A 13,463-nucleotide genomic window follows, 5' to 3' on the forward strand; every position below is an offset into this window, starting at 1 on the left:
TGCAACTCAGCAGAGCACCAGGTTCTGGGCGAGCCCGACCTCGCTCGTTTCCTTGTATTTCGGGTTCATGTCCCGGGCGGTGTTGGCGAGCGTCTTGATCGTCGTGTCGAGATCCACCCGGTGCCGGCTCGCGATCTCGTTGGTGGCGATCATGGCGGCTGCCCAGGCCTTCACCGCACCGAAGGCACAGCGCTCGATGCAGGGAACCTGCACATAGCCGGCGACAGGATCGCAGGTCATTCCGAGGTGATGCTCGAGAGCGGACTCCGCTGCGTTCTCGATCACGCGCGGTGGGCTGTTCAGGACCTGCGTGATCAGCGCGGCAGCCATCGCGGAGGCGACACCGATTTCGGCTTGACACCCGCCTTCCGCCGCCGCGAGTGTCGCGTTGTGCTTGCACAGATAGCCGACGGCAGCACCGGCCAGCAGACCTTCCCGGATCTTGTCCATCGGCACCGCCCGGCCGCTCTGCGTCAGAGCATAGACGATAGCCGGCATCACGCCTGCGGAGCCGCCGGTCGGCGCGGTGATGACCAGATGACCGCGGGCATTCTCTTCGGAGGCTGCCAGGGCAAAGGCGGAAACCAGCCCAATGGCCCGGTCGCTCATATAGGTGTCGCCCATCGCCCGCTCATAGACCGTGGCGGCCTTGGAGTGGAGCTTGATCGGTCCAGGCAGGACATCGTCCTTGTAGGACAGGCCGGTCTTCACGGTGGCGATCATTGCGTTGGCGATCTTGTCGAGGAAGGCGTTGATCTGCTCCTCGCTCTTGCCGGACACGGCGATTTCGTTCGCCATCACCACATCGGCGACGGAAAGGTTGTTCTTCTCCGCGTGCTCGCGCAGTTCCTTCATCGTCGCATAGGGATATTTTGGCTGTCCCTTCTTGGGCGGCTCATAGCCTTTCCATTCGATGAAGCCGCCGCCAACCGAGTAGTACTCCTGCTCGTAAAGGACCTTGTCGCCGGCCATGAGGCGGGCCGTCATGGTGTTTGGATGCGGGAAATCGCCCTTCGTCGCATCGTAGACGATATCGGCCAGAGACAGGTTGAACGTCTTGTTCCCCAGCTTCACCGGATAGGTCTGATCCGGCTTGGCGATCATCTCGTCGAGAAAGCGCGGATCGACGGTCGCCGGCTCCTTGCCGACCAGACCAGCCAAAGATGCGCGCTCGGTTGCCTGTGGCGCTCAGGCTACCGAAAAGATGAACCTTGAGGCCCGTGGCCTGGGCCAGCTGATCCGCAGGGAGTTTTGTGCAGCGCTGGTAGAAATCGTAGGTGATGCGCATCGGCCCGATCGTGTGCGAGCTCGAGGGGCCGGGACCGACCTTGTAGAACTCGTCCGCCACGGTCATGACCGGTCCTTTCGACGTCTTGATGACGTCGAGATCTGGCGACAGGGCCGAACTCATCTTGAGACCGGCATCACCTCCCGCAGCGGCCTTCGCGGCCTGTTGTGCGGCAGCCTCCGTCGCAGCCTGCTGCGCGCGCGCCTCTGGAGCCCATGTCGTGCCGGTCATCACGGCTGCAGCGCCGATGGCGGCGTTGCGCATGAGAAACGCCCGGCGGTCGATGCCTGAGGGGGGGGCTGATCGGTTCTGACGATGCCGGAAACAGATCGTCGTCCTTGCTGGAGCGTGTCATTGGCGCGTCCTCCTGTTCGAGGTATGGAGACGCCACATGGATTCGAGGCGGCTCCGCCCTCGTTCATTAAGGCCAGGGAAGATTTCCCTTTCCTTTTGGCATCATGTTAGGTTGGGCGGCGACGTATGCTTGATCGATGGGGACATTCTCTTGACAGTTTGAGCCGTTGTTGCAGGTCCTGTTTGCTCACCAGACAGGCATCCCTCAGCGGCATCGATCCGATGCTCTGGGAGTGCCGCGAGTAGGCCGGTTCAGCTCAGGGATCAGCGGGCTTGCGACGCAGGATCGGCGAGCGCGGCGACCAATGCGGGGAGGGGTGGCTCATTCAGATTGGTCGCCTCCGCTGTGTCCGCCCCTTGTCCCGCTCCTCGGCCTGCCGACACCCGCATCATTGTCCGCACGACACGCCAGACGGCATGATTGCCCCTACCGGGGCTGATAACAGGCAGCAGCTGCCGCATTCACCCGTGGTGCGGGCTTCAGTAGTATCGGCGATACGCGACCCGGGGGCCATAGTAGCGTGGGCCGTAATAGCCGCGATAGCCGCCATAATAGCGAGGCCCGTAATAGACCGGTCTGGGATAGAAGCGCGACCCATAATAGACCGGACGCGGATAATAATAGCGCGGCGCATAATAGACGGGGCGCGGATAGGCATAGCCGGGCCATGGGCCGTAATATCCATAGCCGTAGCCCGGATACCCATACCCGTAACCGTAGGCCGGCGTTGCGGCTGCGGTGATCAGGCTTCCAAGGATCGCTCCGCCGATGAGCCCAGCGGCGACGGCACCGCCACCCCAGCCATAGTTGTAGCCGCGATAATAGCCCGGGCCTCGCCGGTATTGCGCATGGGCTGTTTCGGCACTGCCGGCCACGATCAAAGCAGCAGCGGCGATTGTTGCAAGTTTGCGCATGACAACCTCCAGGTCTCTGCGTGTACCCCTCCATGGTCTTAGCGGCTTCGTTTTTGGCCCCTCCCGATATGACCGAGTGCGATCGGTCATATCGGGAATCGATCGATCAGACATTGATGATGTAGCGGTAGTTCATATCGGCAGCGCTGCCAGCTCCGGTCAGAATGACACCGGTCTCAAACCGGTTGTCGTTGTTCAGATCCGAGAGCAGATAGCCGGTGTCCGTCTGAGCGTTGTACAGGAACACATGCGCGATGCTTGCGCTGGTGAAAGTTGACTCGGCCTGGGATGCTGCATCTTCAATGGAGGTTGCGCTTGTGCGGGCCTCGCGGTAATTGGCCGATGTCCCGGCGATTCGCATGTCAATCCAATCCGTGGCAGCACTCCAGTCGGTGATCGTGTCCACACTCGTGCTGGTGATGCCGGACGAACCTCGCATGAACACGAAGGCGTCATCACCCGTTCCTCCAGTGAGCCTGTCGCGTCCCGATCCGCCGTCGAGAAGATCATCGCTAGAACCTCCGGAGAGAGAATCCAGCCCCGAACCTCCATAGAGGTTGTCGAAATTCGCTCCACCGGACAGGCGGTCATTCCCGCTTTCTCCGAAAAGAAAGTCAAAGCCGTATCCGCCGATGAGACTGTCGTTGCCCGATCCGCCGTAAATGTCGTCGGGGCTATCTCCACCATTTAGATAGTCATTGCCATTTCCACCGACGAGAATGTCATAGCCCCAGCTGCCATAGATGTCGTCATTACCGCCGAAACCGTAGAGATCGTCATCACTGCCGAAGCCGTAAATCACATCGCGTCTGGATGTTCCGTCGATCAGGTTGGGCCAGTCATCCCCATAAAAGGTGGCCATAGTTTCCTCCGCATCTGCCCCCTCGGATGTCTCAAACAGTCCGGGCCTTTGTCGGAGATCAGTTCCTAGTAATTATACGCCATCTGCCTTTGACATTGTGGGAAAATGCTAGGGTCTCACGTGGGAAATTCGCGCCATTCTTCCCTTGCGATCACTCCCAGCTGGAGTGATATCGAGGCACGATCCGACAATGTTCCGCTCGTAGTCTCTCAGGCCACGGCCAAGCTCAACTTCCGTCGGACAAAAGGGCAGGGGGAGGTGTTCGATTGCTAGGACAGAGACTTGACAGTTTGAGGCGGATCTTCCGGCATGTGTGCTCGGGGAGGGAATCCATCATATCTTCTACCGACTGTGGGGTCAGCGCGAGCAACGCTGATAAGAGGTTCCGGTCGTGTCCCGCTCATTGAGGTAGCGCTTGAGAGATCCATCGGGCATCATGGCCATGAGAACTCTCACTTCATTGCCTGCCACTGCGTTGGCGCAATCGAGAAAGAGGGTGTGGCGGTCCTCTGTTGGCCTGGTGGACCGGATCCGACAGGATGCCATCGGTGTTCTCAGGCGATTGCCGGAGACGATGAATGCGGGGGCAAAAATGTCCACCGGCCTCCTGAAGGATGCCGCCTTGCCGTCGGATGAATAGACGTCGGCACAAGAGGGACCTTGCGCGAGCCAAGCCCCCTGGAACGCGGACAGACCTCCCTCGGCCGCGAGGGCGCCTGAAAGGGCAATTGACGCAAAGATCGAAGCAAAGCCAGCAACAGCAGGAAATCCCGCCACTCCCATTGTGACCTCCAAAGGGTCAGACATTGTCAAGCCGACCTACTCTTGGAAGATCGACCATGAGGCCATCGTAAGTACGTGAGAGCGCTACGCTTGATCGAAGAAGACAATTCCTTGACAGTTTGGGCCATAGGATTGTGATACGATGGATCAAGACGCCTTGATCCATCGGCCGCCCTTGTCGCTTTTGCGGGGTTTCCGCGTCTCCAAACGCAAAAACCCTCGAAGGCGGAGCCATTCGAGGGTTTTTCGTGTTGGTTGCGGGGACCTGAAACCACCGACGCTTAGAGCCGCAAGGTAGTTTGATCTCCGTCCGAGGACCGATTCAGATAAGTTGTGGTAGTCAAAACATAATTTCCAAAATGTGAGGAAGAATCGTAGAGGGTCTGACTTTTAACTAGAGGGTCCTGGGTTCGAGTCCCAGCGCGCTCACCAAACCTTTTCAGGTACTTAGCTGCTGATCCGGTTTGGTCCTGCTTCGCTTAAGGACTGCTTTTGACCCTAGCGTACCATCTATGCTGCGAGATTAGATGGACCTGGCGACAGAGCCGTCGACTGGTTTGTTCCGCCCGTCGACCCAAGCCTGATTCGGTCCCCGAAGTGATCTCTCGACTTGTACGGCAGCGGCTCGCGCCTGTTGCGGCAGACGATCACCCGCCAACTCGCCGGACAGCTTGACATCTGGTACGAGCGCGATGGCGTGTGCTGCGCCATCAACGTCCCCGTTGGGTCTGCCGGCCAGCAGGCGGCTTGAGCCGTGCGATGAGGCATCATCGGAAATGACGGACGACCGGCGTTTTGGTCAGTCAGGCGGCCAAGGCCCGCATCCGCTCCTTCACGGCCTCGAGTTGCCGGACGTAAGGCGCACGCCGCTCCCGGTGGCGCTCCTCGAGCTTGGGATCACGGTCTGCTTGAGCCACCCCTCCGCACCGCTTCCCCTCACGGCCTCGACATCGCTCTCATGCGCGGAATCGATGTCGGCCAGGGCGGCCAGGAGCGATTGCAGCAGCGGTAGGATTTCCGGCGTGTACATCCGAGAGGCGTCCTGGGTGCCCGAGGACGGTCCAGACGTGGTGGGCATGGACTTCCTCCGCTGCCTGCCATGTCAGTCAGGTGCCGGCCATGGTCGTGGTCATCCATCATAAGGAATTGGTTCGTCAAGGTTGCCTCTCCGACCGAAGGGTCGTCAGCAGGTCAATGTAGGGCTGTCGCTTCCTCTGATGGGCCGCCTGTATCTTTTGCTTGATGTAATTCTTCAGATCTTCGTCGGAAAAGACGCCGTCAATCCTGTGAAGTTCGACGTCGTTCTGATAATCAAGCTCGCCAATTCTAAGCAAGGCCTCTCGGACAATGCTATATAACTCGGGAGAGTATGACCTGTATCCAAAATTGGAGGTTCTGGGCATACAATCTCCTCCCATATACATCAATTCTTACTGCATAAAATGCTTTCTATACTTGGTTGGCTACCGGAGATTCGCGGCGAAAATGCGCCGGATCGGGTTGTCCGACATCGGTCCCGAGGCGCTCAGGGAGCCTCGCGCGTTCGGGCGACGCCAGCAGGGGTGCGAACGTTGATCCACGGAGAGTCGATCGCGGTGCCGAACCATGCGATCCACTCTCGGGCGTTGCCTGGTGATACAGGTGAAACAGCCGGGGACATTGGTGTGGGACCGGTCGCGACGGGCATGGTGACAGGGTGGGCTGTTCAACCCTCTGAAGCCATCCTGCCGCCAAACCCGACAGCGATTGTCGGGCCTCCTTTGCTCTTCGTGACGGGCGTATCTTATCTGTCCCATGCAGGCGCTTCCGCGAATTACCTAGCCGCGCCGCTCAGCTCCTCAACGGAGAAACGCAACCAGAGCATGGCCTGTCCCACGTCGTCGGTGACCTCCATATGCCAATCCGGGCCGTGCCAGGATTTTATGCCGCTGTCACGAATGATCTCACCGGCGGTCCGGACTGCTTGCCGTCGAGCCTCTCCAAGCCCTGGAAGCTCGATTCCATCCATATCGGGGTAGGCATGTCCATTGAAGGTATGAAAGAAATAGCGAGGCATGGGGTACTCCTCTGCCAACAGGCGGGAGCACTTGTCTCTCAGTCACCGGCGCCTGGATCATCCATGCCAGCGATAGGGGTCAACGGTTCTAAACTGCTTCCGTTCGGATCGGCTCTCGGAGAGCGGTCCATTCCATAAATGGCATTTTTCGACTTACGCCTGGTTAGAGTTAGAGGGGCAATGGAAATCGCACGCAGGTCCGTATCCCTTTCTCGACCGGTTCCTGCTCGACTTGGCCATCCAGTTGAGTGGTGAAGGCGTCGATGAGCGTCAGGCCGAGCCCACCCGTGCGCGGTGGCCCCATCCCGCGCCCGTTGTCCTCAACGGCAAGGTAAGCCTCACCGGTTTCAGGGCTCATGGTGAAGCTAACCCGGATCGCCCCGCCTTTCTCATCAAACGCATACTTGAGTGAGTTGGTAACCAGCTCATTGACGATGAGACCGGCAGCCACCGCTCGGTCGAGGGGGAGCAGCGCCCCTTGGTCGGTCTCGACCTCAATCGTCACCGTGTCCTGCCGTGGGTCGATATTGGCACAAAGAGCCCGCAGGTAGTCGCCGAACTCCACGTTGCTGACGCCCGCCTCAAACGACAGTTGGTCCTGTGCCAGAGCAATGGCGTGAACCCGGTCCATGACGCTCACGAAGCGATCCCGGTCCTCCGGTGTCGACGCATGACGCCGTTGGAGCACAAGAAAGGAGATGATGGTCTGGAGGTTGTTCTTCACCCGGTGCTGAAACTCGCGCAGAAGGACCTCAGCAAAGGCCTTCTCTCGGGCATGTTCGGCGACCGCTTCAGCCGCCTTGCGTTCGGTCTCCTGGCGCAACAGGGCGACTCCGAGAATGTTGGCCATGGTTGTCAGGAAGGTGACATCGCCGTCATTGAAGGTGCGCGGCTCCTCCGCATCGACCTCCAGCACGCCCCAAGTGCGTCCATCGATCCGCACGGGCACATTGAGAACTGAGATGATGCCATGCTCGCGCAGGATCGGCGATAGGCGGAACTCGGTGTCGTGCGGCAGGTCCTCGATGATGACCGCCGCAGCCGTCTGCATTGACCGGCCAGGAGGCGAAGCGTTGTCGAGGGCGAAGGTCGCGTTGCCCACCACACCGGGCTTCCAGCCGACGCCTGCCACGAGCAGGAGATCTCCTTTGTCCGGTCGGTAGCACAGGACTTTGACGTGCTTGATGTTAGTGACACGGGACACCTGGGCGGTAACGTGGTGCAACAGTCGGTCGGTGGGCAGGACCTCGGAGACGACCCGGCTGAAGGCGGCGAGCACACGCTGGTATTCCAGTAATCGCTTGAGTTCAGGGGCTGGATGGTCGCTCTTCCTGGGCACGGTTCCTCTCACATGCCTGCGGGCGCTTTCACTGCTGTGCTGGAAAGCAAAGCAACGGCGCTCAGTTCCATAGAGGGGCTTACGCGCAATTCGGGGCTCTCTGTCAGGTGCTTGCTGCTGAGCCATGGGATGGGTTTTCCACGACCAGCGAAAGCGTAACCCGCCAAACGATCTGTCCGGCCGCGTCCTTCATATCGACGGTAAAGTCACGCCGATAACCGTCCGACATTTCTTCCTTCACAATGTTGGGAAGGGCTTTTTTGGCCTCATCCTTGGCCGCTTCAAAGCCCTCCAGTTCCACCCCTTGACGGTCAGGCGTGAAGTCCTCGCCATCATGGATGTCGAAGAAAAAGCGAGGCATGGGCGCTCCGGCGCTTGAGAACAATGCCCGTTAACGCCGGAGGGCTCGCTCCCTGTTCCATAACGGCTTATCGGCATTCTGCCGCTCTCAGGTCGCCCATGTTTTCAAGACGCCAATCACCTGAGCCATCCTATAGGGCTTCGAGATGATGATCCCTCCCGGGACAGGCTGCATTTGCTCCGCATAACCTGTCACATACAGGACGGGCAGATCGGGAAAGTGCTCGCGATAGGCCCGGGCCACCGCCCAGCCATTGGCTCCTGGCAGGCGAATGTCGGTCAGCAGGGCATCGACGGCAATCCCGGCTTGCAGGAGTCTCAGAGCCTCTCCGCCGCTGGCCGCTTCAGTGACCTCGAACCCGGCCTCCTCCAATCCCGCCACAGCCATCTCGCGCTGGGTGACCTGCGTCGCTATCACGGTGGCGAGCGCCGTAATGCCGCGAAAGCCACCAGGACGACGCCAATGACGGCCAGCGCCCCGGGGAACACGCGCCTTCTGCAACAGCCGAGTGAGGGGTGCCAGCACGAAGCTCAGGAGAATGGCGAGCGCCACCGGAACGAAGACCTCGCGACCGAAGTACAAGGCCGCAATGACGAGGGCAATCATGCCAACGACGCCAAGGCCGGCGGAAGAGGGACCAGACGGGAGGATGTCCCGCTCGGCGAGCTTTGGTTTCAAGTCTGGCATCGATAGGGTTTCCGGGCCGCCGTCAGCCCTGGTGCATCGGCCCGGCCCAAGCCATAAACGCCGGACGACCGAAGCGCTCCCTTGTCCCGGGTTAGCACTGCGGGCCATTCCTCAGTAATCTGCCGGTTGGTGGGGGAACCGTTCAGACTCCGAGCCGTTGCCATATTGCGACGCAGCAAAAACCGTTCGCCGTTGCGAGGTAGTCTTCCTAGCGCCTGCGCCGCTGCTCTTCAAAGTCCAGTTGATTCCGCAGTCCGATCGCATCGGAGGGCTATTGCTGCGCCCTGCCGCTGCGATGCTTGAAGTTCGGCTCGGATACCGACGTCACCACTCAGTATTGCGTCTGGCTCCAATTTTTCATGAGGACGACATGACGACCATCAGGCAACTGCTTCAGACCGGACCGGCCAAGGCCAACGAGCTCTTCGCCAAGCTCGTGGATACCTCGGACGGTGCGGTCAAGACGCGCGAGAGGCTGTTCGCGGACCTCAAGGCTGAACTCGATCTGCTTGCGAGGCTCGAAGAGGAGCACCTGTTCCCGGTGCTCAGGAAACACAAGGCCACCAAGGGGCTCGTGTCCGAAGCGCTCGCCGACAACAAGCAAACCAGAATCCTTCTCGACGAGCTTGAAGCTACCCCCAAGGACAGCGAGGAGTTTGCTACCAAGGTGGCCGAGCTGCGCAAGATCCATCAGCAGAGCGTGCGCGACGGGAAGAACGCGCTGCTGCCGGCGGTCCTGAAGGCGCTGAGCGACGAGGAGGCACAGGCCATCGTCGATCGCATCGAGGCCGAGAAGGCCGAGATTGAGGAAGCCCGGCAGGTAGAGGCCGAACAGCGCCGCATCGAGGCGAGGCTCGAGCGCGAGCAGGAAGCGAGGCTCGTTGCCGAGCAGCAGGACGAGGCCGAGCGCGTGGAGAGCGCCCGCACGGCCGTCCGCCAGACCGTGGACGCCGTCGCACGGACAGGCGAGGTCGCCGCCGAGAGTGCCACGCAGATGGTCCGGACTACGGCAGAGGTCGCGCAGCGGGTCGCGACGGCGCCCATGAGCACCGGCTCGGTCCTCTGGGATTCGATGTTCAACCTGTGGACGGCGCCGCTGGGCCGTGCCGTGGCTCGACCCACCAATGGCCTGCCGTCCGCGCAGGCGGAGGAGGTCATCCCGCTCGCCGAGGAGACCCTGGTGGTGGGCAAGCAGACGGTCACCAGCGGCACCACCACCGTGCGCCGCGTGGTCGTGGAAACGCCGGTTCAGCAGCAGGTGTCGCTTTATGATGAGAAGGTCATCGTGGAACGGCGCAAGCCGGTTACCGATGCCGTGACGGGAGAGATCCTGACCGAGGTCACGATCGAGATGATCGAGACTTCCGAGGTGCCCGTGGTTGGCAAGAGCGTGAAGGTGCGGGAAGAGGTCGTCGTGCGCCGGGAGCGCACCCAACGGACCGAGACCGTGCGGGACACCGTCCGTCGGGACGAGATCGAGATCCAGCGCTCCGACGAGAACCACCGTTCCGGCAAGGCGCGATCCGCGATCGCCTCCAACCGCAAGTAAGGTCACGAAAGCAACGCCTCAGCATGCACACAGGTCGCGGTTCTTGACCGCGACCTGTGTGCCCGTAACCGGAACAGGAATCCGGCCACGTCAGGGGCTGCACCGGATCACCAGATCACGTGCCGTGACAGCCACCATGCTTCCCTTCGAGAAGCTGGTTTGCGCGATGTCGCACGCTATCTCTCGAGGAGAACGGACAAGCGCTCCCTAGCTCGAATAAGGCGTTCACCATGCATGACGCCTGATGTGCCACGAAGCGACCGTGTCAGCCGCCCACGGATCACGGCCCCAGGGTCGCGGGCCGGGGCATGAACCGGATCATGGGCGGAAACTCCGAACCAGCCCTGTTGATCGCCGCTGTCTTGGAGATCCACGTCGGCCAAATGGCTGACCTCCGAAAGGAAACTTCAGATGAAAGTCACGATGAACGTTGATTGCACACCGGAAGAAGCACGCGCCTTCTTCGGCTTGCCGGATGTGCAGCCCATGCAGGAGCACTTGATGAGAGAGATGCAGGAGCGCCTGTCTGCCAACCTGAAAGCGATGGATCCGGATACGATGATCAAGACCTGGTTGCCGACCGCCGTCAAAGGCCTCGAACAATGGCAGGACATGTTCGCATCCCAGATGAACCCGGCAAGGACGAAATAGGCACCTGGGCGGCCGTCGTTGCCGTGTCATCGCACTGGCGGTCCAGGGATTCGAACGGGGTCAACGCCCGTCGAGAGGATCCCATGTGTCCGCCTTTCGCTACCTCGCGTCGGAACTTACGAGGCGCTGTCCCGTTGGCGCCGGTACTCCCGCAAAGCTATTTCCCAAATTGGATCGCGCCAGGCGCGAGGACGATGATGGGCCAGCGCTGCCCTTCTCCGCTTCAATTTTCAAAGGACTGACCATGGCTACCAAACAGAAGACGCTCGATGACCTGTTCCTTCACACCCTGAAGGACATCTACTACGCCGAGAAGCAGATCCTGAAGGCCCTGCCGAAGATGGCCAAGGGGGCGGAGTCGGATGAACTCAAGGCTGCCTTCCGGACCCATCGCGAGCAGACGCAAGGGCAGATCGAGCGGCTCGAGCAGATCTTCGAACTCCTCGGGAAACCCGCGCGCGGCGTAACCTGCGAGGCGATCAAGGGGATCATCGACGAGGGCACCGAGATCATGGAGGACTTCGCCGACAGTCCCGCTCTCGATGCCGGCATCCTGTCTGCGGCCCAGGCTGTCGAGCACTATGAGATCACCCGCTACGGCACGCTCAAGACGTGGGCCCAGGAGCTTGGGCTGACCGAAGCCGTGACCTTGCTCGACCAGACCCTCCAGGAGGAGAAGGAGACGGACGCCCTTCTCACCCGGCTGGCCGAGGCCCGGGTCAACGTCAAGGCGGCATAGGCGCCGCCCGCCGCGACAGAACCATCGTTTGACACGCGGAAGGCCGGTTCCCCAAGGAGCTGGCCTTCTGCGTGTCATAGCCACGCCGCTCACGCGGGATGCAGCATGACGACACCTGTCTCCGTGGACCCCTGGCCGGACGATTACCTCAAGCGCTGGACATTCGCCTGGACCGTCTGGCGATACCCGCTGACCACCTGCTGAGCCGAGCCACCTGCCGCAAGCATGGCGGCTGCTTCCGCAAACGCCTTGACCTTTTCGGTCACCATCAGCAGCGTCTCGTCCGGAGTTCCTTGGCCCATGGCCATCTGAGACAGCCGCGCCCAAATCACGGACTGCGCCTCCATCGACAGCGGAGCCTTGAGCGTCTTATCGGATCAACGGCGTGCGGATCACCCCGCTCAGATCTGCCCCGGACACCAGCGCCGGTCGCGTTCCATGATCCTCGCGCGGGCCGCCCCGCTCGCAATCGGAGCATGAAGTTCCAATATCAAGGCTATCGGTGGCCAAGGGTTCAGGCTGTTGCCGACTGAGAGATGCGCGTGCTCCCGCCCTATCGGCAAAGGGAGCACCCCATGCCCCGCTACTTCTTCCACGTCACGGATGGCTACTCGACCCGCGATACCGACGGCACGGAGCTGCCCGACATTTACACCGCTCAAGCCCAGGCGATCCGCACATGCGGCGAGATCCTGCGCGACATGGGCGCCAAGTTCTGGGACGGCACCGAATGGAAGCTGGAGGTCGCTGATGAGCAGGGCCAAGTCCTGTTCATTCTCCGCTTCTCGGCCGAGGAGCGCCCGGCCTTTCTTGAACTGCCGCCCGACCCGGATGCCCGTTAAAGGCTCTGCTCCGCGATGCCGTTCCGGTCGGCAAGATGGAGATAGTTGGGATTGAAGCCGCTGAACGCCTTCAGCCTCGCGACATCCAGGATGACAAGGTGCTTGCCCTTGAGCGTGATCAGCCCATCACCGCGCAGACGCTGGAGCACCCGGTTCACGTGCACATTGCTTAGGCCGACGGTATCGGCCAACTCGGCCTGAGTAATGGGTAGCTCATACGTATGACCGTTAGTCAGCCCGACCGCTTCAAGCCGCAGCAGCAGTTCGCACAGAAGGTGAGCGACCCGGTGCTCGGCGGACCGGGCGCCGATGTTGACCAGCCATTCGCGCAGGGTGGCCTCGTCCACCAGCGCCGCCCACCAGAACGCCCGTGCGAGGGCCGGCCGCTCCATCAGCTCCAGGATCTGGGCTCGCGGGATCCTCACCACCGTGCAGGGAGACAGCGTGGCAATGGTGTGATCCATGGCCTTAAGAATGAAGACATGAAGGTCGCAGAAGTCGCCCGGCACCAGATAGGCCATGATCTGGCGGGTGCCGTCCGGGATCGTCTTGCAGCGGCAGGCGAAGCCCTCCAGGATCAGGTTCACATGGCTTGGAGCATCGCCTTCCCGGATCAGATCCACCCGAGGACCGACAGCCTGGGCGTGGCGGATCACCTCGTCCAGGAGGCGCCTGTCGGCGTCCTACAGAGGACCAAAGGCCTCCAGCTTTCGGGTGAGCCGGTTCATCATCGGAAAGCCTCCTGAACCCTGTCAGACTGAACCTAACGCAGGCCCTTTGAAGGCCAAGGGGCCCGAGAAATCACAGTATCCCGGCCGGCGTTTCAGCCTAGCTAAGGTTCAATCTGAAGATATCTGGTTTAGTCCGCCTCACCTTCGTTCCATAAAGAGAACTATCGGAATTACGCGTGTAGGCGCAAAGTTAACTTGTCAGCCCTGAGCAAAGTCAAAATGTCAGTCTCCTGCCCTTCGGGATCGAGGCACGGAGGCGGCAGATCTGATGGGCATGGTGCTGATGAGCAAACGAGAACTCAACCG

General features: G+C 60.9%; 17 protein-coding genes and 1 pseudogene. 6 read left to right on the forward strand and 12 right to left on the reverse strand.

Annotation, left to right across the window (positions count from 1 at the left end):
- Nucleotides 1-6: 6 nt before the first annotated feature.
- Both ACS5Q1_RS20660 and ACS5Q1_RS20665 read right to left on the reverse strand, forming a co-directional pair.
- Complete coding sequence (locus ACS5Q1_RS20660; protein ID WP_473099957.1) at nt 7-987, reverse strand: L-serine ammonia-lyase, iron-sulfur-dependent, subunit alpha; 981 nt, start codon at nt 985-987, stop codon at nt 7-9.
- Nucleotides 964-1,288: pseudogene (locus ACS5Q1_RS20665) on the reverse strand (serine dehydratase beta chain); the annotation flags it as partial. The pseudogene ACS5Q1_RS20665 and the gene ACS5Q1_RS20660, both read right to left, overlap by 24 nt.
- Here ACS5Q1_RS20665 and ACS5Q1_RS20670 point away from each other — a divergent pair.
- A complete protein-coding gene (locus tag ACS5Q1_RS20670; RefSeq protein ID WP_473099958.1) occupies nt 1,205-1,579 on the forward strand; it encodes a hypothetical protein in 375 nt (124 codons plus the stop codon). The pseudogene ACS5Q1_RS20665 and the gene ACS5Q1_RS20670 overlap by 84 nt on opposite strands.
- Before the next feature lie 543 nt (nt 1,580-2,122).
- Here ACS5Q1_RS20670 and ACS5Q1_RS20675 read toward each other — a convergent pair.
- The 3 genes from ACS5Q1_RS20675 to ACS5Q1_RS20685 form a co-directional block, all read right to left on the reverse strand.
- The gene (locus ACS5Q1_RS20675; protein WP_473099941.1) at nt 2,123-2,557 is read right to left on the reverse strand and encodes a hypothetical protein; all 435 of its coding nucleotides are present in this window, start codon (nt 2,555-2,557) and stop codon (nt 2,123-2,125) included.
- Between the two features lie 106 nt (nt 2,558-2,663).
- On the reverse strand, nt 2,664-3,419 hold the full coding sequence (locus ACS5Q1_RS20680; RefSeq protein WP_473099942.1) for a calcium-binding protein: 756 nt from the start codon (nt 3,417-3,419) through the stop codon (nt 2,664-2,666).
- A 357-nt stretch (nt 3,420-3,776) separates the two neighbouring features.
- Entirely contained in the window at nt 3,777-4,226 is a 450-nt protein-coding gene (locus ACS5Q1_RS20685; RefSeq protein ID WP_473099943.1) for a hypothetical protein, read from the reverse strand.
- 586 nt (nt 4,227-4,812) lie between these two features.
- Here ACS5Q1_RS20685 and ACS5Q1_RS20690 point away from each other — a divergent pair.
- A complete protein-coding gene (locus tag ACS5Q1_RS20690) occupies nt 4,813-4,953 on the forward strand; it encodes a hypothetical protein (protein ID WP_473099944.1) in 141 nt (46 codons plus the stop codon).
- An 81-nt stretch (nt 4,954-5,034) separates the two neighbouring features.
- On the opposite strand, the gene ACS5Q1_RS20695 is transcribed toward ACS5Q1_RS20690, so the two are convergent.
- The 5 genes from ACS5Q1_RS20695 to ACS5Q1_RS20715 form a co-directional block, all read right to left on the reverse strand.
- Nucleotides 5,035-5,280: a hypothetical protein gene (locus ACS5Q1_RS20695; protein WP_473099945.1), complete on the reverse strand. Its 246-nt coding sequence runs from the start codon at nt 5,278-5,280 to the stop codon at nt 5,035-5,037.
- 735 nt (nt 5,281-6,015) lie between these two features.
- Complete coding sequence (locus ACS5Q1_RS20700; RefSeq protein ID WP_473099946.1) at nt 6,016-6,258, reverse strand: DUF6894 family protein; 243 nt, start codon at nt 6,256-6,258, stop codon at nt 6,016-6,018.
- A 169-nt stretch (nt 6,259-6,427) separates the two neighbouring features.
- A complete protein-coding gene (locus ACS5Q1_RS20705; RefSeq protein WP_473099947.1) occupies nt 6,428-7,597 on the reverse strand; it encodes a sensor histidine kinase in 1,170 nt (389 codons plus the stop codon).
- Nucleotides 7,598-7,700: 103 nt separating this feature from the next.
- Nucleotides 7,701-7,958: a DUF6894 family protein gene (locus tag ACS5Q1_RS20710; protein WP_473099948.1), complete on the reverse strand. Its 258-nt coding sequence runs from the start codon at nt 7,956-7,958 to the stop codon at nt 7,701-7,703.
- An 87-nt stretch (nt 7,959-8,045) separates the two neighbouring features.
- Nucleotides 8,046-8,645, reverse strand: a complete 600-nt coding sequence (locus ACS5Q1_RS20715) for a response regulator (RefSeq protein ID WP_473099949.1) — start codon at nt 8,643-8,645, stop codon at nt 8,046-8,048.
- A gap of 370 nt (nt 8,646-9,015) precedes the next feature.
- Here ACS5Q1_RS20715 and ACS5Q1_RS20720 point away from each other — a divergent pair, with 370 nt between their 5' ends.
- The 3 genes from ACS5Q1_RS20720 to ACS5Q1_RS20730 all read left to right on the forward strand — a co-directional run bounded on the left by ACS5Q1_RS20720 (nt 9,016) and on the right by ACS5Q1_RS20730 (nt 11,584).
- Nucleotides 9,016-10,194 (forward strand): DUF2382 domain-containing protein, encoded by a 1,179-nt coding sequence (locus ACS5Q1_RS20720; RefSeq protein WP_473099950.1) that lies wholly within the window; start codon nt 9,016-9,018, stop codon nt 10,192-10,194.
- Nucleotides 10,195-10,605: 411 nt separating this feature from the next.
- A complete protein-coding gene (locus ACS5Q1_RS20725) occupies nt 10,606-10,845 on the forward strand; it encodes a DUF6489 family protein (protein WP_473099951.1) in 240 nt (79 codons plus the stop codon).
- Nucleotides 10,846-11,089: 244 nt separating this feature from the next.
- On the forward strand, nt 11,090-11,584 hold the full coding sequence (locus ACS5Q1_RS20730) for a YciE/YciF ferroxidase family protein (RefSeq protein WP_473099952.1): 495 nt from the start codon (nt 11,090-11,092) through the stop codon (nt 11,582-11,584).
- Between the two features lie 143 nt (nt 11,585-11,727).
- Here the strand turns inward: ACS5Q1_RS20730 and ACS5Q1_RS20735 are convergent, their stop codons facing one another.
- Entirely contained in the window at nt 11,728-11,916 is a 189-nt protein-coding gene (locus tag ACS5Q1_RS20735) for a hypothetical protein (RefSeq protein WP_473099953.1), read from the reverse strand.
- Between the two features lie 243 nt (nt 11,917-12,159).
- Here ACS5Q1_RS20735 and ACS5Q1_RS20740 point away from each other — a divergent pair, with 243 nt between their 5' ends.
- Nucleotides 12,160-12,426: a DUF6894 family protein gene (locus ACS5Q1_RS20740; protein ID WP_473099954.1), complete on the forward strand. Its 267-nt coding sequence runs from the start codon at nt 12,160-12,162 to the stop codon at nt 12,424-12,426.
- Here ACS5Q1_RS20740 and ACS5Q1_RS20745 read toward each other — a convergent pair.
- Nucleotides 12,423-13,082: a Crp/Fnr family transcriptional regulator gene (locus tag ACS5Q1_RS20745; protein ID WP_473099955.1), complete on the reverse strand. Its 660-nt coding sequence runs from the start codon at nt 13,080-13,082 to the stop codon at nt 12,423-12,425. The two genes, ACS5Q1_RS20740 and ACS5Q1_RS20745, sit on opposite strands and share 4 nt — an antisense overlap.
- Between the last annotated feature and the right edge of the window lie 381 nt (nt 13,083-13,463).

This window comes from Microvirga sp. GN3 (assembly GCF_055792825.1).